Origin of the sequence: Amycolatopsis sp. NPDC049691 (genome assembly GCF_040675005.1) — a bacterium.
Lineage (GTDB): Bacteria > Actinomycetota > Actinomycetes > Mycobacteriales > Pseudonocardiaceae > Amycolatopsis.
In genome coordinates, this window is record NZ_JBFANX010000004.1 from 52,134 (window position 1) to 70,845 (window position 18,712).

21 protein-coding genes are annotated in these 18,712 nt (G+C 72.2%); 9 read left to right on the top strand and 12 right to left on the bottom strand.

Annotation, left to right across the window (positions count from 1 at the left end):
• Nucleotides 1-76 precede the first annotated feature (76 nt).
• The gene (locus AB0J40_RS10060) at nt 77-1,252 is read left to right on the top strand and encodes an 8-amino-7-oxononanoate synthase (RefSeq protein ID WP_364450203.1); all 1,176 of its coding nucleotides are present in this window, start codon (nt 77-79) and stop codon (nt 1,250-1,252) included.
• Here AB0J40_RS10060 and AB0J40_RS10065 read toward each other — a convergent pair.
• The 4 genes from AB0J40_RS10065 to AB0J40_RS10080 form a co-directional block, all read right to left on the bottom strand.
• Nucleotides 1,249-2,070 (bottom strand): SDR family oxidoreductase, encoded by an 822-nt coding sequence (locus tag AB0J40_RS10065; RefSeq protein ID WP_364450205.1) that lies wholly within the window; start codon nt 2,068-2,070, stop codon nt 1,249-1,251. The genes AB0J40_RS10060 and AB0J40_RS10065 overlap by 4 nt on opposite strands.
• Nucleotides 2,067-2,633 carry a TetR family transcriptional regulator gene (locus AB0J40_RS10070; RefSeq protein ID WP_364450207.1) on the bottom strand — a complete coding sequence of 189 codons (567 nt, stop codon included), beginning with the start codon at nt 2,631-2,633 and terminating at the stop codon, nt 2,067-2,069. The genes AB0J40_RS10065 and AB0J40_RS10070 overlap by 4 nt, the downstream gene beginning before the upstream one ends.
• A gap of 77 nt (nt 2,634-2,710) precedes the next feature.
• Nucleotides 2,711-3,145 carry a GNAT family N-acetyltransferase gene (locus AB0J40_RS10075; RefSeq protein ID WP_364450210.1) on the bottom strand — a complete coding sequence of 145 codons (435 nt, stop codon included), beginning with the start codon at nt 3,143-3,145 and terminating at the stop codon, nt 2,711-2,713.
• 18 nt (nt 3,146-3,163) lie between these two features.
• On the bottom strand, nt 3,164-3,976 hold the full coding sequence (locus AB0J40_RS10080) for a serine protease (RefSeq protein WP_364450213.1): 813 nt from the start codon (nt 3,974-3,976) through the stop codon (nt 3,164-3,166).
• Nucleotides 3,977-4,142: 166 nt separating this feature from the next.
• Between AB0J40_RS10080 and AB0J40_RS10085 the strand changes: the two genes are divergently transcribed.
• The gene (locus tag AB0J40_RS10085; RefSeq protein ID WP_364450216.1) at nt 4,143-5,012 is read left to right on the top strand and encodes a M15 family metallopeptidase; all 870 of its coding nucleotides are present in this window, start codon (nt 4,143-4,145) and stop codon (nt 5,010-5,012) included.
• A 97-nt stretch (nt 5,013-5,109) separates the two neighbouring features.
• Nucleotides 5,110-6,504, top strand: a complete 1,395-nt coding sequence (locus AB0J40_RS10090) for a mycothione reductase (protein WP_364450219.1) — start codon at nt 5,110-5,112, stop codon at nt 6,502-6,504.
• A gap of 7 nt (nt 6,505-6,511) precedes the next feature.
• Here AB0J40_RS10090 and AB0J40_RS10095 read toward each other — a convergent pair whose 3' ends face one another.
• Nucleotides 6,512-7,732 carry an MFS transporter gene (locus AB0J40_RS10095; RefSeq protein WP_364450222.1) on the bottom strand — a complete coding sequence of 407 codons (1,221 nt, stop codon included), beginning with the start codon at nt 7,730-7,732 and terminating at the stop codon, nt 6,512-6,514.
• A gap of 49 nt (nt 7,733-7,781) precedes the next feature.
• On the opposite strand from AB0J40_RS10095, the gene AB0J40_RS10100 reads away from it, so the two are divergent.
• The 5 genes from AB0J40_RS10100 to AB0J40_RS10120 all read left to right on the top strand — a co-directional run bounded on the left by AB0J40_RS10100 (nt 7,782) and on the right by AB0J40_RS10120 (nt 11,756).
• Nucleotides 7,782-8,465: a FadR/GntR family transcriptional regulator gene (locus tag AB0J40_RS10100; RefSeq protein ID WP_364451343.1), complete on the top strand. Its 684-nt coding sequence runs from the start codon at nt 7,782-7,784 to the stop codon at nt 8,463-8,465.
• Nucleotides 8,466-8,557: 92 nt separating this feature from the next.
• Entirely contained in the window at nt 8,558-9,055 is a 498-nt protein-coding gene (locus AB0J40_RS10105; RefSeq protein WP_364450224.1) for a hypothetical protein, read from the top strand.
• A gap of 71 nt (nt 9,056-9,126) precedes the next feature.
• Complete coding sequence (locus AB0J40_RS10110) at nt 9,127-9,969, top strand: DUF4097 family beta strand repeat-containing protein (protein WP_364450227.1); 843 nt, start codon at nt 9,127-9,129, stop codon at nt 9,967-9,969.
• Between the two features lie 27 nt (nt 9,970-9,996).
• On the top strand, nt 9,997-10,953 hold the full coding sequence (locus AB0J40_RS10115; protein ID WP_364450230.1) for an ATP-binding cassette domain-containing protein: 957 nt from the start codon (nt 9,997-9,999) through the stop codon (nt 10,951-10,953).
• A complete protein-coding gene (locus tag AB0J40_RS10120; protein WP_364450233.1) occupies nt 10,953-11,756 on the top strand; it encodes an ABC transporter permease in 804 nt (267 codons plus the stop codon). The genes AB0J40_RS10115 and AB0J40_RS10120 overlap by 1 nt, the downstream gene beginning before the upstream one ends.
• A gap of 2 nt (nt 11,757-11,758) precedes the next feature.
• On the opposite strand, the gene map is transcribed toward AB0J40_RS10120, so the two are convergent.
• The 5 genes from map to AB0J40_RS10145 form a co-directional block, all read right to left on the bottom strand.
• Nucleotides 11,759-12,616, bottom strand: a complete 858-nt coding sequence (gene map, locus AB0J40_RS10125; protein WP_364450235.1) for a type I methionyl aminopeptidase — start codon at nt 12,614-12,616, stop codon at nt 11,759-11,761.
• Between the two features lie 23 nt (nt 12,617-12,639).
• Nucleotides 12,640-14,436 (bottom strand): penicillin-binding transpeptidase domain-containing protein, encoded by a 1,797-nt coding sequence (locus AB0J40_RS10130; protein ID WP_364450238.1) that lies wholly within the window; start codon nt 14,434-14,436, stop codon nt 12,640-12,642.
• 61 nt (nt 14,437-14,497) lie between these two features.
• Complete coding sequence (locus AB0J40_RS10135) at nt 14,498-15,352, bottom strand: GNAT family N-acetyltransferase (RefSeq protein WP_364450240.1); 855 nt, start codon at nt 15,350-15,352, stop codon at nt 14,498-14,500.
• Between the two features lie 251 nt (nt 15,353-15,603).
• Nucleotides 15,604-15,996: a VOC family protein gene (locus tag AB0J40_RS10140; RefSeq protein WP_364450243.1), complete on the bottom strand. Its 393-nt coding sequence runs from the start codon at nt 15,994-15,996 to the stop codon at nt 15,604-15,606.
• Nucleotides 15,993-16,796 carry an AraC family transcriptional regulator gene (locus AB0J40_RS10145; RefSeq protein WP_364450246.1) on the bottom strand — a complete coding sequence of 268 codons (804 nt, stop codon included), beginning with the start codon at nt 16,794-16,796 and terminating at the stop codon, nt 15,993-15,995. Before AB0J40_RS10145 ends, AB0J40_RS10140 begins: the two co-directional genes overlap by 4 nt.
• Before the next feature lie 81 nt (nt 16,797-16,877).
• Between AB0J40_RS10145 and AB0J40_RS10150 the strand changes: the two genes are divergently transcribed.
• A complete protein-coding gene (locus AB0J40_RS10150) occupies nt 16,878-17,132 on the top strand; it encodes a hypothetical protein (RefSeq protein ID WP_072480890.1) in 255 nt (84 codons plus the stop codon).
• On the opposite strand, the gene AB0J40_RS10155 is transcribed toward AB0J40_RS10150, so the two are convergent.
• Nucleotides 17,121-17,348 (bottom strand): hypothetical protein, encoded by a 228-nt coding sequence (locus AB0J40_RS10155; RefSeq protein WP_364450249.1) that lies wholly within the window; start codon nt 17,346-17,348, stop codon nt 17,121-17,123. The two genes, AB0J40_RS10150 and AB0J40_RS10155, sit on opposite strands and share 12 nt — an antisense overlap.
• A gap of 95 nt (nt 17,349-17,443) precedes the next feature.
• Nucleotides 17,444-18,577, bottom strand: coding sequence for a flavodoxin-dependent (E)-4-hydroxy-3-methylbut-2-enyl-diphosphate synthase (gene ispG, locus AB0J40_RS10160; RefSeq protein WP_364451345.1), 1,134 nt, complete (start codon nt 18,575-18,577; stop codon nt 17,444-17,446).
• Between the last annotated feature and the right edge of the window lie 135 nt (nt 18,578-18,712).

The following is an 18,712-nucleotide window of genomic DNA, read 5'->3' on the forward strand; positions in this document are numbered from 1 at the left end:
ACCGCGGTCCGGGGCTTCCGGCGTTTCCGGGCCCTGGTTCACGGCCCGGCGCACGGCGGATGGGAGACTGCGGGACGTGACTACGCCGCCGACGCCCCCGCCCGATGAGGTTTTCGACTGGCTCGACGTCGAGGCGGAGAAGCGGGCGAACGCGGGGCTCGTGCGGCAGCTGCGGCCGCGTCCGGCGCACGCGGACGAGCTGGACCTGGCCGGGAACGACTACCTCGGGCTGGCCCGCGACAAGCGCGTCGCCGGGGCCGCCGCGGCCGCCGCGCTGCGCTGGGGCGCCGGGTCGACCGGGTCCCGGCTGGTCACCGGGTCGACCGAGCTGCACACCGAGCTGGAGCTGGAGCTCGCCCGGTTCTGCGGCGCGCAGGCGGCGCTGGTCTTCTCGTCCGGCTTCGCCGCGAACCTCGGCGCGGTGACGGCGCTGTCGGGGTCCGAATCGGCGATCGTCACCGACAAGTACATCCACGCTTCCCTGATCGAAGGCTGCCGGCTGTCCCGCGCCGACGTCGCCGCGGTCGCGCATTCGACGCCGTCGGCGATCAAGCACGCTCTCGCGACCCGGCGCAAGCCGCGGGCGCTGGTGGTGACCGACTCGGTGTTCTCGGTGGACGGCGACCTCGCGCCGCTCGACGAGCTGGCCGGGATCTGCCGCTCGCACGGCGCGGCGCTGCTCGTGGACGACGCGCACGGCTTCGGCGTCCTCGGCGAAGGCGGTCGGGGCGCGGTCCACGCGGCCGGGCTGTCGGGGGCGCCGGACGTCGTCACGACCTTGACGTTGTCGAAGTCGCTCGGCGCCCAGGGCGGGGCCGTGGTCGGGCCGCGGCGCGTGATCAAGCACCTCGTGGACACCGCGCGCAGCTTCATCTTCGACACCGCGCTGGCGCCGGCGAGCGCCGCCGCCGCGTTGGCCGCGTTGCACGCGCTGAAGGAAGAGCCGGGGCTGGCGGAGAAGGTCGTCGAGAACGCGGGCAACCTGGCGATGTCGCTGAAGGCGGCCGGGCTGAAGGCGAGCCTGCCGGACGCCGCCGTGATCTCGGTGCAGGCGCCGTCCGCGGAGACGGCGGTCGCGTGGGCGGCGGCGTGCGCGGAGCACGGGATCCGGGTCGGGTGCTTCCGGCCGCCCTCGGTGCCGGACGGCATCTCGCGGCTGCGCCTGACCGCGCGGGCCGACCTCACGGAGGCCGATGTGGACCGTGCGGTGAAGGTGATCACGGCGACCGCCCCGCGGGGCGCGACGGTCTAGGCCAGTTCGCCGGCGACCGGTCGCGGCTCGCGGCCGAGGAGTTCACCCAGGCGGGGACCGGTTTCGGCGAAGTCGCCCCGGCGTGCGGCGGTGAACAACGTCAGCAGCATGCGGGCCACGGCTTCGGGTGTGCCGCCCGCGATCCGGGCGGCGACCCACTGCTCGTCGTCGACGACCACGCGCTCGACGTCGCGACCGGCCGCGAGGTCGTCGAAGGTGACGGCGGTGGGCGCGGTGAGGGTGACGGGACCGTCGACGGTGTGGCCGGCGAGGATCACCGCGGCCGCCTCGGCGACGTCCGCGCGGTGGGTCCACGAAACCGGGCCGTCTTCGGGCACGGCGATTTCGCCGGTTTCCCGCCACGGACCGAGTAGCCAGCTGAGGCTGTGGGCGTAGAACCCGTTGCGCAACGACGTCCAGGCGACCCCGGAACCGGCCAGGATCTCCTCGGTGGCCGCGTGGTGCCGAGCCGGGGCGAACGGGCTGTCCCGGCGCACGTTCTGGTGGCTGGTGTAGAGGATCCGCCGGACACCCGCGTCGACGGCGGCCTCGATCGCGGTGCGGTGCAGGGCGACGGCGTCGGCGGCCGGGTCGTTGGACGACACCAGCAGCACCTGGTCGGCGCCTTCGAACGAGTCGCGCAAGGCGGCGGGGTCCTCGTAGGAGCCGCGCCGCACCCGTACGCCGCGATCGGCGAAGGACCGCGCCTTCGCGACGTCACGCACGCTGACGCCGAGCTCTTCGGCCGGTACCCGGGCGAGCAGGTGCTCGACGGTGGCTCCGTTCAGGGCGCCGGTCGCGCCGGTGATCACGATCATCGCGGGGATTCCTCTTCGAGCAGGGGCAGCAGGATGTCGTCGACGAGATGTTCGACGAAGGGCTCGTCGCACGGCTCGCCGGCGACGATCAGCCGGTGCACGAGCATCGCGGGAACGATCTCGGCGAAGAGCGCGGCACCGCGGGCGTCGAGGAGCCCGTCCGCCAGTGGCTGCCGGGTCATCGCGGCTTGGTCGCGGCGCAGGATCCGCCGCATCGCGGCAGCGAGGTCCGGGTCGCCGCGCATCCCGGCGAAGAGCGCGCCGAGCAGGCCGACTTCCTGTTCGGCGATCTCGTGCGCGAGCCAGTTCGCGGTTTCCAGCAGGGCGCCGCGGAGGTCGCGGGCCGAAGGATCGGGCGGTGTCCCGCCGGCCCGGTGGTCGACGGCCTCGGCGACCAGCGCGGCCTTGCCGGGATAGCGGCGGTAGATCGTCGCCTTCCCCACCCCGGCCGCCGCCGCGACGGCTTCGATCGACATCCGGTCGTAGCCGACGTCGATCAGCAGTTTCAGCGTCGCGTCGAAGATGGCGACGTCCCGGCCGGCGTCCCGCGGTCTTCCCGGCACGGCCCCTCCTTTCGATACGAAACGGTATCGTCTCGTATTCAGAGTAGACCGGCCTACGGATCCTGTCGAGGCAAGCGTCAGGACGGCGGGCGACGCATGCGGATGTGCGGGATACCGTCGTCGTCGGTGTACTCCGCGCCTTCCGCGACGAAGCCGTAGCGCGCGTAGAAACCCTGGACGTACGTCTGCGCGTCGAGGACGTACTCGCTCGGGACGGTGAGGGCCGCGTCCATCAGCTGGGCCGCCAGTCCTTGGCCGCGGGCGGCGGCCGCCGTCACCACGCGGCCGATGCGGCGGACGCCGTCGGGATCCTGCAGCACGCGCAGGTACGACGTGACGCCGGTGGAGTCCGCGAACCACAGGTGGCGGGTGTCCGGCCGGAGGTCACGGCCATCGAGTTCCGGGTACGCGGCCTTCTGCTCCACCACGAACACGTCCACGCGCAGGCGGAGGATGTCGTGGAGCTCGGCGGCGGTCAGTTCGGGCCCGGTCGCGTCGTGCAGGGTCGGCATGTCCCCTGCCTATCACGCTCAGCCGAGGAGGCGGGGCTTGGCCTGGGCCTCGATGTCGGCCGTGTACGCCGAGACGCGCGTGTAGACGCCCGGCTTTCCCGGTTTGCCGCAGCCGTCGCCGAAGGACACGATCCCGATCAGCGTGTCGCCCACGACGAGCGGGCCGCCCGAGTCGCCCTGGCACGCGTCGACCCCACCCTGCTCGTACCCCGCGCAGACCATGGTCTTCTGGTCGTACACCGAGTAGTCGGAGCGGCAGGCGCTGTCCGAGACCACCGGGACCTGGGCGCTGCGCAGGTAGTCGGAGCGGTCGCCGCCGTCGGCGATGCGGCCCCAGCCGAGCACCGTCGCCTGGGTGCCTTCGCGGTACGCCGGGTCGTTGCCGTCGGGCAGCTTCGCGGGCCGGTAGTTCAGCTGGCCGCGGACGGTCAGCACCGCGATGTCGTCGCCCTGGGTCGGATCGCTGTACCCCTTGCCGATCCAGACCTTCGAGACGCCGAGGACGTCACCCTCGTCCGTGCGCTTGTCCTCGCGGCCCGCCACCACGCGGACGTCCTGCTTCGCCACCGCCTTGGCGCAGTGCGCCGCCGTCGCGACCGCCGTCGAGCTGACGATCACCGCGCCGCAGAACTGGTTTCCGCCCGCGTCCGTCAAGTACACCGCGTACGGGTGGTCCGCCAGGGAAGCCTTGTCGCCGCCCACGATCCGGGGCTGGTTGGCCGAAGCCGGGTCCGCCGACGCCGTGCCGACCACCACCGGGACGGCCACCGCGGCGACCGCGAGGAGCGCGCCGCTCGCGAGCAGCAGGGATCGGCGGGACTTCACGGACATGGGACTTTCCCCTCTTCGGAGCAGCACGAGACAGAGCAGTCGGCACCCGGATGACTCCGGTGCGTGAACGACGTGCGCTCAATACCCTAATCCGAGGGGGCCCAAAACGGTGTCACTGGAACGGGTGGACTCCGCGCCGAACACACGCCTCTGCCAAGCTGGCCGGATGCGGCGGAGAGCGGCGGCGGTACTCGGGGCGATCCTGGCCCTGACGACGGCCGCGTGCTCGGCGGAACCGCCCTCGACGCCGCAGCCTGCGCCTTCTCCGACCACGACGACCACAGCGACCACGGCGACCTCGGCCCCGGCGAAGGTCACGACGGCGTCGGGCGCACCGGCCGTCACCTGGCAGGTGGGTGCCCACCCGCTCCCCCTCCGCCCCGACGGCTTCGGCGAGATCGAGCCGACGCCACCCGAACTGGTGAACCGGGCACTTCCGACAAAAGACGTCCTGCTGCCGCCGGCCGGCGACCGGTACGCGTCGACGATCGGTGCCGTCCCGTCCGACGTGCTCGCGCGCAGCACCTGGCAGGCCGCCTGCCCCGTCAAAGCGGCCGACCTGCGTTACCTGACCATGTCGTTCTGGGGGTTCGACGGCCGCGCGCACACCGGCGAGATGCTGGTCAACGCGAAGGGCGCGGCCGGGATCACGAAGGTGTTCGGCCAGCTCTTCGCCGCGCACTTCCCGCTCGAGGAAATGCGCGTGACGAGCCCCGCCGAGCTGACCGCCCCGCCGACCGGCGACGGCAACAGCACCAGCGCCTTCGTCTGCCGCCCGGCCCGCGGGCAGACGACCTGGTCGGCACACGCGTACGGGCTCGCGGTCGACGTCAACCCGTTCTGCAACCCCTACAGCCAGGGCGACCTCGTGCTGCCCGAACTGGCCTCGGCCTACCTCGACCGCGCGAACCGCCGCCCGGGCATGGTGCTGGCCGGCGACGCGACCGTGCGCGCGTTCGCCGCGATCGGGTGGACGTGGGGCGGGGCCTGGACCAGCCCGAAGGACCGGATGCACTTCACCGCGACCGGCCACTGACCTCGTAATACGACGTTAAGCACATCGGGGAACACCAGCTCCGCCGAGCCGGTTGGCTAGGGTGAATCGACCGGACCCAATCCCCGCGGAGGATGCAGTGCCCCACTACGACCTGGTGATCGTCGGGACGGGATCGGGGAACTCCATCCTCGGCCCCGGCTTCGCCGGCAAGAAGACGGCGATCGTGGAGAAGGGCACCTTCGGCGGCACCTGCCTGAACGTCGGCTGCATCCCGACCAAGATGTTCGTGTACGCCGCCGATGTCGCGTACACGCCTTCGCACAGCGCGAAGTACGGCGTCGACGAAGAGCTGAAGGGCGTCCGCTGGCGCGACATCCGCGACCGGATCTTCGGCCGCATCGACCCGATCGCCGCCGGTGGCGCGGAGTACCGCCGCAGCCACGAGGACAACAAGGACGTCGACGTCTACGAGGGCACCGCGCGCTTCACCGGGCACAAGGAGCTGCGCGTCAGCTTCGCCGACGGCCGCCCCGACGAGGTCCTGACCGCCGACAAGTTCGTGCTCGCCGCGGGCGGGCGGCCGGTGATCCCGGACATCCCGGGTCTGAGCGACGTCGAGTACTACACGTCCGACACGGTGATGCGCCTCGACGAGCTGCCCGAACGGATCGTCATCCTCGGCGGCGGGTACATCGCGGCCGAGTTCGCGCACGTCTTCGCGTCGTTCGGAGTGCGGGTCACGCTGGTCAACCGGTCCGGGCGCCTGCTGCGCTCGGAGGACGAGGACGTCAGCGCGCGGTTCACCGAGCTGGCCGCGGAACGCTTCGACGTCCGCCTGGACCGCAAGACCGTCCGGGCGCGCAAGACCGAGGCCGGGGTGGCGCTGGACCTCGAGGGTCCGCAGGGCGCCGAGACCGTCGAGGCCGACCTCCTGCTGATCGCCACCGGCCGCCGCCCGAACTCCGACCTGCTGGACGTGGCGGCCACCGGGGTGACCACAATGGACAGTGGGCACGTCGTGGTCGACGACCACCAGGAGACCGTGGTCGAGGGCATCTACGCGCTCGGCGACCTGTCCTCGCCGCACGAGCTGAAGCACGTCGCGAACCACGAAGCCCGGGTGGTGCAGCACAACCTGCTGCACCCGGACGAGCGGATCACCGCCGACCACCGGTTCGTGCCGCACGCGGTGTTCACCCACCCGCAGGTCGCGTCGGTCGGGCTGACCGAGCAGAAGGCCCGCGACCTCGGTGTGTCCTATGTGGTCTCGAAGCAGGACTACGCCGGCATCGCCTACGGCTGGGCGATGGAGGACACGACCGGCTTCGCGAAGCTCCTGGCCGACCCGGCGACCGGCAAGCTCCTGGGCGCGCACATCATCGGGCCGCAGGCGTCGTCGGTGATCCAGCCGCTGATCCAGGCGATGAGCTTCGGCCTGGACGCGCGTTCGATGGCGCGTGGCCAGTACTGGATCCACCCGGCGATGCCGGAACTGGTCGAGAACGCGCTGCTCAACCTGCCCCTGGACTGACCGGCTTTCAGACGAACCGGCGGCGGCCGGCGAGCGCGCCGAACACCACCTGGACCACCAGCAGCCCGAGCAGCATCGCCAGCGGCACGGTCCAGCCGGCCGCCAGGTCGTGCAGCAGGCCGAAGAGGAACGGCCCGAGCGCGGCGAACAGGTAGCCGAAGCCCTGCGCCATCCCGGACAGCCGGGCGGTGTCGGCGCCGGTTCGCGCGCGCAGCGCGATCACGGTCAGGGCCAGGGAGAACACGCTCATGCCGAGCCCGACGAGGATGCTCCACAGCAGCGGCGACCACGACGGCGCGAGCATCAGCCCGGTCGTCCCGGCGAAGCCGAACACGCCCAGGCCCACGATCCACGGGCCCTGGCCGCCGCGGGCGCGGGCGGCCATCGGTGCGATGAAGAGGCTGATCGGCACGGCGATCAGCGAGACCAGGCCGAACAGCAGGCCGGCGTCGTCGCGGGGCACGCCCGCGTCCATCAGCACCTGCGGGAACCAGCCCATGGCCGCGTAGGCGTAGAAGGCCTGCAGGCCGAAGAACACCGTGACGATCCAGGCGAGCCGGTTGCGCAGCAGCGATCGGCCACCGGCGGCCACGTCGGCGGGCCGCGGCGCCCGGCCGGTGCCGCGGGCTGCGAGAATCCACGCCAGCAGCGCCACGACGGCCAGCACCGCCCAGCTCCCCAACGCCGGGCGCCAGCCGCCGAACGCGTCGCCGAGCTGCGGGGTCACCGCCGAGCCGAGGGCGCCGCCGCCCTGCAGGGCCGCCGTGTAGACGCCGGTCATGACGCCGATGCGGGCCGGGAAGGAGTCCTTGATGACGACCGGGATGAGCACGTTGATCAGGGCGATCCCGGCGGTGGCGACGAGCGTCCCGCCGAGCACGACGGCCGGGCCGTCGACCACGCGCAGCAGCAGCCCGGCGGCGAGCGCGCCCAGCGCGATCGCGATGGCGGCGCCGATGCCGGCCCGGCGCGCGAGCAGCGGCGCGGCCAGCCCGGCGCCGGCGAAGCAGAGCGTCGGCAACGTCGTGAGCACGCCCGCCCAGACCCCGGACGTCCCCAGGTCCGCGCGCATTTCGGCGAGCATGGGCCCGACGCCGGTGATGGCCGGACGCAGGTTGAGCGCGGTGAGCACCACCGCGACCGCGAGCAGCGCGCCGCCGGCGACCACGCCCGGCGTCCGGACCTCCACGGCGCCGTCCAGTTCGAGTTCACGGTTTTCGACGCGCATGACGGCTACTATCGCATACGTAGGATGATTGGATGAAGGGATGACTCCTGTGCCTCTGGCCACCACCCGGCGCACCGGCCTGGTCGACCAGGTCATCGAGCAGCTGCGGACCGCGGTCGCGCAGGGCGACTGGCCGCTCGGCACGCGCATCCCGACCGAGGTCGAGCTGGGCGAACAGCTGGGCGTCGGGCGCAACACCGTCCGCGAAGCCGTGCGCGCGCTCGCGCACACTGGCCTGCTCGAAGTGCGCCAGGGCGACGGCACGTACGTGCGCGCGACCAGCGAGGTGTCCGGGGCGATCCGCCGGCTCTGCGGCGACGAGCTGCGCGAGGTCCTGCAGGTTCGGCGCACGCTCGAAGCCGAAGGCGCCCGGCTGGCCGCGTTGTCGCGGACGCAGGAAGAGGTCGCGCAGCTGTGGTCGCTGCTGGCCCGGCGCGAGACCGAGCTGCGCGAACGCCGCTGGGAGGACTTCGCGCACACCGACGCCGAGTTCCACATGGCGGTCGTGCGCGCCGGGCACAACGGGCTGCTCACCGAGCTCTACCGCGGGCTGACGGAGGTCATCACGGCGAGCGTGGCGGCGACGTCGAGCATCACGCCGGGCGTGGACCACGTGCCCGAGATCGGCCACGAAGGCCTCGCCGACGCCATCGCCGAGCGCGATCCCGACCGGGCCGCGGCCGAAGCCTGCGGGTTCCTGGACGAGCTACTGGAGCGCGTCGACCGCGCCTGACCAGCACATTTGTTCTTTTTGGCACCACTTCTGACCCTTAAGGGTGCCATTTCAGGGTTGTGGTGGTGCCATCGTGGCGCCATAGTTGTGCCATGGACCTGACACCACTCGTGGACAGCCTCCGCCGCGAATTCGCGGTAGCCGCCGAGGCGGCCGGCGAGGACGCTGTCGCCCTGGCCGAACGGCTGGCCTCGCCGCTGGAGGCCGCCATCCGGCTGACCCTGCTCGACACCCTTTCGGCCGCCGCCGACGAGATCACCCGCGACCTCGCGCCCGGCTCCGTCGAAGTCCGCCTCCGCCGCCGGGACGCCGAGTTCGCCGTCACGCTGCCGCCGTCCCCGGTCGCCGAGCCGGTGGCCCCCGAGCCCGTCGCGCCGCCGCCGGAAACCGACGACGGCGCCGTCTCCCGGATCAACCTGCGGCTGCCCGAGCAGCTGAAGCAGCGGGTCGAGGAGGCGGCGAGCCGCGAGCGGCTCTCCACCAACGCCTGGCTCGTCCGGGCCGCGACCGCCGCGCTCGGCTCCGACCGCGGCCGCCCGGCCCAGCGCCGATCGGTCTTCGGCGAGAAGTACACCGGCTGGGTTCAGTAACCCCTTTCGCTTTTCCCTGCACGTCTCCGACCTGCGGAGACGCCCCACGAGCACCCCAGGAGGGCGCAGCCATGCCTGTTTTCCCCACCCCAGAGCCGATCACCGCGACGATCGACCTCAGCGTCGCCGACGTCCGGATCGTCGCCGGCGACCGCGCGGAGACGACCGTCGAGGTCACCCCGGCCGACCCGGGCGACAGCGAGGACGTCAAGGCCGTCGCGAAGACCCGCGTCGAGTTCGCCGGCGGTGAACTGCTGGTCAAGGGACCGAAGTACGTCACCAAGCTCTGGGGCAAGAGCGGTGCCCTGCACGTCACCGTCGAGCTGCCTGCCGGTTCGCAGATCACCGGCACCGCCGCGATGGGCGACTTCCGCGTCACCGGCCGCGTCGGCCCCAGCCGCTTCAAGACCTCCGTCGGCGACATCCACCTCGACGAAGCCGCCCGGCTCGAGGCGAGCACGGCGACCGGCGACGTCACCATCGACCGCGCCACCGGGCACGCCGAGGTCGGCACCGGCTCCGGCGAGCTGCGGATCCGCGAGATCGACGGCACCGCCGTGCTGAAGAACTCCAACGGCGAGACCCGCGTCGGCGAAGTGACCGGTGACCTGCGGGTGAGCGTCGCCAACGGCGACATCCTCGTCGACCTCGCCCACGCCGGCGTGCACGCCAAGACCGCTTCCGGCGACATCCGGCTCGGCGAGGTCGTGCGCGACCGGGTCGTGCTCGAGACCGCCGTCGGCGAGATCGAGGTCGGCATCCGCGAGGGCACGGCCGCGTGGCTGGAGCTGAACTCGCTGACCGGCTCGGTGCGCAACACGCTCAGCGCCGCCGACGGCCCGGGCGCCGGCGCCGAGACCGTCGAGGTCAAGGCCCACACCTACACCGGCGACATCGTCATCCGCCGGGCCTGAGACTCCACGAGAAAAGGGGAAGATCCAATGCCAGACGCCATCGTGGCCGAGGGACTGGTCAAGAGGTACGGGAAGGTCGCCGCGCTCGACGGGATGACCTTGTCGGTGCCCGAAGGCACTGTGCTCGGCGTACTCGGGCCGAACGGCGCGGGGAAGACCACCACCGTCCAGATCCTCACGACACTGCAGAAGCCGGACGCCGGCCGCGCGACGGTCGCCGGGTTCGACGTCGTGAAGGACGCGCCCGAGCTGCGTTCGCACATCGGCGCGTCGGGGCAGTACGCCGCCGTCGACCCCGAACTGACCGGCGCCGAGAACCTCGAGATGGTCGGCAGGCTGTACCACCTGGGGACCAAGCGGGCCAAGGCGCGCGGCCGGGAGCTGCTGGCCCGGTTCAGCCTGGCCGACGCCGCCGACCGCCCGGTGAAGGGCTACTCCGGCGGCATGCGCCGCCGGCTCGACCTGGCCGGCGCGCTCGTCGCGAACCCGCCGGTGCTGTTCCTCGACGAGCCCACCACCGGGCTCGACCCGCGCGCCCGCACCGAGCTGTGGGACGTCATCACCGAGCTGGTCGCGAACGGCACCACGTTGCTGCTCACCACCCAGTACCTCGAAGAGGCCGACCGGCTGGCCGACAGCATCGCCGTCGTCGACCACGGGCGCGTGATCGCCCGCGGCACCGCCGACGAGCTCAAGGACCTCGTCGGCGGCGAGCGGATCGAGCTGACCGTCGGCACGCACGACGACGTCGTCGTCGCGCAGCGGGCGCTCGCCCGGCTGGCCAGCGGCGAGCCGCAGGCCGAGGGCTTCCGGCTCACCGTGCCCGTGTCCCACGGCGCGAAAGCGCTTACCGAAGCGCTGGCGCTGCTCGCCGCCGACGGCGTGGACGTCCGCGACGTCGGTGTCCGCCGCCCCACCCTCGACGACGTTTTCCTGTCTCTCACCGGTCACGAGGTGGCCGAACCCGCGAAGGAGGCCGTGTGATGAACGCGGTGCAGATGGCCGTGACCGACGGCGTGACGGTCGCCAAGCGCAACTCGATCAAGATCCTGCGCTCGATGGACCTGCTCGGGTCGATCGTCTTCATGCCGGTGATGTTCGTGCTGCTCTTCGGGTACGTGTTCGGCAGCGTGATCGACATCCCCGGGATCTCCTACCGCGAGTTCATGCTGCCGGGGATCTTCACCCTGGCGGTCGCGATGGGCAGCATCGTCACCGGCTACGGGCTCACCGACGACCTGCAGAAGGGCCTGATCGACCGGTTCAGATCCCTGCCGATGTCCCCGGCCGCGGTGCTGATCGGACGGACCACCGCCGACCTCATCCTCAACGTGACGAGCCTGCTCATCATGGGGCTCGTGGGGTTGCTGGTCGGCTGGCGCGTCCACACGAGCCCGCTGGAGGCGCTGGGCGGCGTGCTCCTGCTGCTGGCGTTCGCCTACGCGTTGTCGTGGGTGATGGGCACGCTCGGGCTGGCCGTGCGCAAGCCCGAGGTGTTCAACAACGTGGCGAGCGTGGCGATCTTCCCGCTGACGTTCCTGGCCAACACGTTCGTCGACAGCGGACGGCTGCCCGCCCCGCTGCGGGTGATCGCGGACTGGAACCCGGTCTCGGCGATCACCCAGGCGGCCCGGGAGCTGTTCGGCAACACCAGCGCGGCGATGCCGGTGCGCGACGTCTGGCCGATGCAGCACGCCGTGCTCGCGTCGGTGCTGTGGATCGCGCTGCTGCTGGTGGTCTTCGTGCCGCTTTCGGTGCGCTGCTACAAGAAGGCCACCAGCCACTGACTTCAGGGCAGCGTGAGGATCTCGCTGCCGTCGGCCGTCACCACGAGGGTGTGCTCGAACTGGGCCGTCCACTTCTTGTCCTTCGTGGTGACGGTCCAGTCGTCGGCCCAGATGTCGTAGTCGATGGTGCCCAGCGTGATCATCGGCTCGATCGTGAAGGTCATGCCCTCCTCGATGATCGTGTCGACGGAGGGCTCTTCGTAGTGCAGGACCGTCGGGGGCGTGTGGAACGCCGGGCCGACGCCGTGGCCGGTGAAGTCGCGGACCACGCCGTAGCCGAAGCGCTTGGCGTAGGACTCGATGACCCGGCCGATGACGTTCAGCTGACGGCCCGGCCGGACCGCCTTGATCGCCCGCATCGTCGCCTCGCGGGTGCGCTCCACCAGCAGGCGGGCCTCCTCCGAGACGTCGCCGGCCAGGAACGTCGCGTTCGTGTCGCCGTGCACGCCGCCGATGTAGGCGGTGACGTCGATGTTGCAGATGTCGCCGTCCTCGATCACCGTCGAGTCCGGGATGCCGTGGCAGATCACCTCGTTGAGCGAGGTGCAGCACGACTTCGGGAAGCGGCGGTAGCCCAGCGTCGAGGGGTAGGCGTGGTGGTCGAGCAGGAACTCGTGCACCACCTTGTCGATGTCGTCGGTGGTGGCGCCCGGCTTCACGGCCTTGCCGCCCTCTTCCAGCGCCTGCGCCGCGATCCGGCTCGCGACCCGCATCGCCTCGATCACCTCGGGCGTGCGCACGCCGTTGCCCGTGTCCCGTTTCGGCGCCGGCTTGTCCACGTACTCGGGACGGGCGATGGAGGTCGGGACGGCACGGCGCGGCGTCTGGACGCCGGGAACGAGCGGGGCACGAACGGACATGCCCCCACCTTACGACGGCCCGCTCAGCCGATTCCCGCCAGGAACCGGTGCGCGGCCTGCACCGCCGGTTTCGACGAGCCGGCCTCGGTGAGCAGCACGGCGAACGCGAGGTCGCCGCGGTAGCCGACGAACCAGCCGTGCGACTGCGAGCCGTCGCCGAACTGGGCGGTGCCGGTCTTGCCCGCGACGTCGGGGAGGTCCCGCAGCCCGGTCGCGGTGCCGTTCTTGACGACCTCGCGCATCATCCCGCGCAGCGCGTCGAGCACGTCCTGGGAAGGCGCGTCGCCGACGTTCTTCGTGGTCGCGGGCATGCCGCGGACGATCGACGGCGTCGGGACCTTCCCCGCCTGGACGGTGGCCGCGGCCAGCGCCATGCCGAACGGGCTGGTCACCACCGTGCCCTGGCCGAAGCCGTTCTCCGCGCGCTGGACGGCCGAGTCGCTGGCCGGGACCGCGCCGGTGACCGTGGTCAGGCCGGGGACGACGAAGTCCGCGCCGATGCCGAACGAGCGCGCGGCGTCCGTGAGCGCCGAGGACGGCAGCCCGGCGGCGAGCCGCGCGAAGGTCGTGTTGCACGAGCGCGCGAACGCCGTCTTCAGCGGGACGCGCCCGAGGTCGAACCGGCCTTCGTTCGGGATCACGCGGTTCTCGATCGTCGTCGTGCCGGGGCAGTCGACCGCGCTGCCCGCCTCGACGTCACCCGCCGACAGCGCGGCCGCCGCCGTGACGATCTTGAACGTCGAGCCCGGCGGGAACCGCCCGGCCAGGGCCAGCGAGCCTTCGTCGTTCGCGGCGTCGTTCTGCGCGACGGCCAGGATGTCCCCGGTCGACGGCTGGATCGCCACCAGCGCGGCCGGGTACTGCTCGGTGTCGAGCGCCTTCTCGGCGGCGGCCTGGACCTTCGTGCTGAGCGTGCTGGTGACCGCGGGCGACGGGCGCGGCGGCTCGGCCTTCAGCTCGGAGACCTCGCCGCCGGTGACGTCCCGGGTGACGATCCGCCAGCCCGCCGCGCCGGCCAGCTGCTGCTCGACCAGTGCGCGGATGCCGGGCAGGACCTGCTGACCCGACCCGCGCGTGACCGGCAGCAGCCGTTCCTGGCTGGCGAACCGAACACCGGGCAGGTCGTAGATCACCGGCTTGACGCGCTGGTAGTCCCCGGCGCGCAGGGTGATCACCGAATAGGCGTCGCCGGGCTTCGTCTTGCTCATGCCGTCCAGCACCGAGCGCCCGGTGACCGACGGCTCGTAGCGGTGCAGCGCCTTCGCGAGCGAGCCGGCGACGGCGCTCGCATTGCCCGTCTTCTGCGGGTCGACGACCACGCCGATGACGGTCTGCGGGCGCATCAGCGGCACGCCGTCGCGGTCCAGGACGGGCGCGGTCTCGGGCAGCTGCGGCAGCAGGCCGAGGGTCTGGCCGACGGCCAGCTGCGGGTGCACGACCGTCGGCTGCCAGTGCACCTGCCAGCCGTTCTCGGCCGCGCGCAGCTGGGCGTCGGCGCGGTAGGTCCAGGTGCGGCCCTGGGCGAGGTGCCAGGTGAGCTGGTAGCTCGCCGTGACGGTGTCGCCGTTCGCCGGCTCCTTCACCTCTTCGTCGTCGACGTCGAGGGCCTCGGGTTCGAGCACGCCGCGGACCTGGGTCAGGACGGTCGTGGCCGCGTCGGGCGAGTCGGTGCTCGCGGCCGCGGCGGCGACGTCGCCGGCCGCGACGGCGTCGAGGAAGGCGGACAGGGCGTCCTCGGGACCGTCGCCCGAGCACCCGGCCGTGGTCGCGGCGACGAGCAGCACCAGCGCCGCGAGAGCACGGTGTCGACGTGCACTCATGGCCGGATCATGCCTGGTCAGCGGCTTGCGGCGGGCTCGAAACACCGCCACGGAAGAGTGGTTAGAACAGCACCGTCGCGTACTGGCCGACCTGCTTGAAGCCGATCTTGCGGTAGGCCGCGAGGGCGGGGCTGTTGAAGGCGTTGACGTACAGGCTCGCGGTGCGGCCCAGGCCCTTCACGAGCCGGTTGACGACGGCGGCGGTGCCGGCGGTGCCGAGGCCGTCGCCGCGGCGGTCGGGGTGCACCCAGACGCCCTGGATCTGCCCGACGGTCGCCGACATGGCGCCGATCTCGGCCTTGAAGACGACTTCGCCGTTCTCGAAGCGGGCGAAGGCGCGGCCGGCGCCGATGAGCTCGGTGACGCGGGCGCGGTAGCTGGCGCCGCCGTCGCCGCTGCGCGGGTCGACGCCGACCTCCTCGATGAACATCGCGACGGCCGCGGGCAGGTAGCGCTCGAGCTCGTCCGGCCGGACCGGGCGGACCAGCGGATCGGCCTTGACCAGCGGCTGGGTGTCCAGTGCCAGCAACGGCTGGTCGTCGCGGACCTCGCGGGCCGGGCCCCACTCGCCTTCGAGCTCGTCCCACAGGCCGAGGACCTGTTCGGCCGGGCCGACGAGCGAGGAGCAGGTGCGTTGCCTTCTGAGTGCGCGATCGGCGAAGGAGCGCAACGCGGGGGCGTTGCCCCTCAGCGGGATGAGGTTGGGCCCGGAGAAGCACAGCCCTTGGAGCCGCCCGGCGCGAACGGGCCGGCTGTCGGCGGCCCAGAGCTCGCCACCGAGCCGCCACGGGTCGAGGCCCGCGGCCTCGACCCGGGCGCTGACCATGCAGCTGCCCACCGGGTCGGCGGCGAGCGCGGCACGGACCGCCGGATAGTCCCGATCATCGAGCAGCCGTGCACCTGCAAGCCGCAACACGGGCTCCAGGGTGCCAGATTCGGCGGGTAAACGGAACGCGAGGCCGTCGACACGGTGAGATGAACAGCCCGGTTCGGGCTCCGGAGGCGGCATCGGGGCAGTAGAGGACCGCGCGCGGCTGCCGCAGCGGGGCTGGCTCACGCTCGGCGGCGAGCCGCGGCCCGTGCTCGCTCGCCGGAGACCGTCCGTCCGGCGAGCCGCGCCCGTGCCGCTCGCCGGCAGCCGCAGCCGCTCCCCCGCAGCCGTCGTGGTCAGGGGGCGCCGCGGTAGGTGCCGATCGTCCAGGAGTTGCCCTCCGGGTCGCGGAGGCTGAACGTGTGGGAACCGTACTCCGTGTCGGTCAGCTCCGCCGTCACCTCCGCGCCCGCCGCCTTCACTCGCGCGTAGATCTCGTCCACCTTGTCCGACACCACGTACACCGCGCCCGTGCCGGGTTTCATCGCGTCGTGCACCCCGTCCGGTGGGCGGACGCTGCCCAGCATCACCGCGCCGCCCTCGGGCCAGCGCAGCTCGGCGTGCGCGATCAGGTCGCCTTCGGGCACCACCAGCGTCTCGGTGAAGCCCAGGACGTCGACGAGGAATCGGACCGCCGCCGGGGCGTCGTCGTAGCGGAGGGCGGGCCACACGTTCGGTTCGGGAGTCATGCCCGGGAGTCTTGCCCCGCCGCCACCTCCTCGTCTTGGAGGAACGGGAGCTCCTCGGCGATCCACGTCCCCGGCGTGCACCCGGCCAGCGCGCGCCACTCGTTGGTCAGGTGGGCCTGGTCGTAGTAGCCGCACTCGACGGCCAGCCCGGCCAGGTCCGTGCGCCCCTGCCGCAGCAGCCGGCCGGCCCGCTCGAAGCGCAGGATCCGCGCCGCCTGCTTCGGGGCGAGGCCCAGCTCCGCGCGGAACCGCTCCCCCAGGTGACGGCGGCTCCAGCCGACTTCGCCCGCCAGGTCCGTGACGCGCACCCGCCCGTCCGCGCCCCGCATCCGGCGCCACGCCTCCCCCAGCTCGGGCGGCGGCACCACCGGTTCGACGGCCCGGGCGGCCAGGACGTCGTCGAGCAGCGCGAACCGCTCGGACCACGGCAGGTCCCGCAGCCGATCCGGCAGCGAGCCGAGGCCGAACTCCGCGAGGTCGACGACTTCCCCGCTCAGCTCCGCCGCCGTGACGCCGAAGAGCGTGCGGACGCCCAGCGGGTCGAGCTCCAGCTGCAGCCCTTCCTGACGGCGGTCCTGCCGGATCAGCACCGCGCTCGTGTGCAGGCCGCCGACCAGCGCCTGGAGGCTGTGCCCGGCCGTCCGCACCGGCCCGGCGAGGCTGATGACGAGCGTCACGTGCCGGGACGGCAGCCCGCGGTGGACCGGCAGCGTCACCTCGTCCTGCGCGTACCCGACGTAGCGCGTGACCAGGGGCCGCACCACCGGGTGCGGCTGGTGAATGGCCCAGGTCACGCTCACGAATGCCAGCGTAAACGTCACCACCGACAGTTCCGGTTCTGCTAACACGGAGGGTGCGTCCCCACCGCGGAAGGAACCCCGATGACGATCCAGGAGCAGGCGCAGCAGCTGGAGCTGCTCGCCGACCAGGTGCCCACCGGCATCGCGCTCGCCACCAAGAGCGACCTCGAAGACCTGCAGGCGCAGGTGCTGGGCCTGCTCGGGGAGACGTCGACGGCGACCGCGATCCAGGGCGCGATCCAGCTGGCGGCGCAGCAGATCGACGAGGTGGCGGCCGCGCTGGAGAACGTGCGGCTGCAGATCCGCGACGCCGCCCAGCACCACCTACAGGGCTGATTCGTAGTAGGAGCGGACGGCGGGCTGGCCCGTGTAGTTCGGGCCGGCCCGGTCGTCCGCACCCAGGTAGCGGAACGGCAGCGTGCCGGTGAAGTGGCCGTCACGCCGGATGCGGCGGGCCCGCGGGTCGTAGCTGAAGCCGGCCGCGCGCAACGCCGGGAGCAGCCGCCGCGTGCCACCCGGCAGGTGGACACCCGAGGCGTCGAAGTCGGCCACGAAAACACCTCGAGGACGTCGTCCGCGAGCAGGTCAGCTGTGCCGTCCGGGGCTCCGCCCCGGGCCGGGGGCTTCGCCACCCGGACCCCCGAAAATCAGCCGGCGGTGACCACCGGAGCGCCCTCGCCGAGGGACTCGCCCGCCTCTTCGGCGATGCGCATGGCCTCTTCGATGAGCGTCTCGACGATCGCGTGCTCGGGCACGGTCTTGATGACCTCGCCCTTGACGAAGATCTGGCCCTTGCCGTTGCCGGAAGCGACACCCAGGTCGGCCTCGCGGGCCTCGCCCGGACCGTTCACGACGCAGCCCATGACGGCCACGCGCAGCGGGATTTCCATGCCCTCCAGCCCGGCGGTGACCTGCTCGGCGAGGGTGTAGACGTCGACCTGCGCGCGCCCGCACGACGGGCACGACACGATCTCCAGCTTCCGCGGCCGCAGGTTCAACGACTGCAGGATCTGCGTGCCGACCTTGACCTCCTCGACCGGCGGCGCGGACAGCGAGACGCGGATCGTGTCGCCGATGCCCTGGCGCAGCAGCGCGCCGAACGCGACGGCCGACTTGATGGTGCCCTGGAACGCCGGGCCGGCCTCGGTCACGCCCAGGTGCAGCGGGTAGTCGCACTGCTCGGCCAGGATCTCGTACGCGCGCACCATGACCACCGGGTCGTTGTGCTTCACCGAGATCTTGATGTCGTGGAAGTCGTGCTCGGCGAACAGCGACGCTTCCCACAGCGCCGACTCCGCCAGCGCTTCCGGCGTCGCCTTGCCGTACTTGTCCATGATCCGCTTGTCCAGCGAACCGGCGTTGACGCCGATCCGGATCGGCGTGCCGTGGTCCTTCGCGGCCTGCGCGATCTCCTTGACCTGGTCGTCGAACTTGCGGATGTTGCCCGGGTTGACGCGGACCGCCGCGCAGCCGGCCTCGATCGCCGCGAACACGTACTTCGGCTGGAAGTGGATGTCGGCGATGACGGGGATCTGCGACTTGCGCGCGATCGCGGGCAGTGCCTCGGCGTCGTCGGCCGACGGGCACGCCACGCGGACGATGTCGCAGCCCGCGGCGGTCAGCTCGGCGATCTGCTGGAGGGTCGCGTTGACGTCGGAGGTGAGCGTCGTCGTCATCGACTGGACGGAGATCGGGAAGTCGCTGCCGACGCCGACCGGGCCCACGTGGAGCTGGCGGGTCTTGCGGCGCTCGGAGAGGACGGGCGGGGGCAGGGCTGGCATACCGAGTGCGACGGTCACGGCTTCCAGCGTACCTACCCCGACCGGGCCACCTTCACCATGTCAACCGTCACGGTGAGCAGCGTTACGGCCCGTGTGCCGGGCCACGGAGGAGCCGGAACCCCTCCGTGGCGGGGC

Coding starts and splice junctions, on each gene's coding strand:
- AB0J40_RS10065 (WP_364450205.1), bottom strand. CDS start 2,070: ATGATCGTGATCACCGGCGCGACCGGCGCCCTGAACGGAGCCACCGTC.
- AB0J40_RS10075 (WP_364450210.1), bottom strand. CDS start 3,145: ATGCCGACCCTGCACGACGCGACCGGGCCCGAACTGACCGCCGCCGAG.
- AB0J40_RS10080 (WP_364450213.1), bottom strand. CDS start 3,976: ATGTCCGTGAAGTCCCGCCGATCCCTGCTGCTCGCGAGCGGCGCGCTC.
- AB0J40_RS10085 (WP_364450216.1), top strand. CDS start 4,143: ATGCGGCGGAGAGCGGCGGCGGTACTCGGGGCGATCCTGGCCCTGACG.
- AB0J40_RS10095 (WP_364450222.1), bottom strand. CDS start 7,732: ATGCGCGTCGAAAACCGTGAACTCGAACTGGACGGCGCCGTGGAGGTC.
- AB0J40_RS10105 (WP_364450224.1), top strand. CDS start 8,558: ATGGACCTGACACCACTCGTGGACAGCCTCCGCCGCGAATTCGCGGTA.
- AB0J40_RS10110 (WP_364450227.1), top strand. CDS start 9,127: ATGCCTGTTTTCCCCACCCCAGAGCCGATCACCGCGACGATCGACCTC.
- AB0J40_RS10115 (WP_364450230.1), top strand. CDS start 9,997: ATGCCAGACGCCATCGTGGCCGAGGGACTGGTCAAGAGGTACGGGAAG.
- AB0J40_RS10120 (WP_364450233.1), top strand. CDS start 10,953: ATGAACGCGGTGCAGATGGCCGTGACCGACGGCGTGACGGTCGCCAAG.
- map (WP_364450235.1), bottom strand. CDS start 12,616: ATGTCCGTTCGTGCCCCGCTCGTTCCCGGCGTCCAGACGCCGCGCCGT.
- AB0J40_RS10130 (WP_364450238.1), bottom strand. CDS start 14,436: ATGAGTGCACGTCGACACCGTGCTCTCGCGGCGCTGGTGCTGCTCGTC.
- AB0J40_RS10140 (WP_364450243.1), bottom strand. CDS start 15,996: ATGACTCCCGAACCGAACGTGTGGCCCGCCCTCCGCTACGACGACGCC.
- AB0J40_RS10150 (WP_072480890.1), top strand. CDS start 16,878: ATGACGATCCAGGAGCAGGCGCAGCAGCTGGAGCTGCTCGCCGACCAG.
- ispG (WP_364451345.1), bottom strand. CDS start 18,577: ATGCCAGCCCTGCCCCCGCCCGTCCTCTCCGAGCGCCGCAAGACCCGC.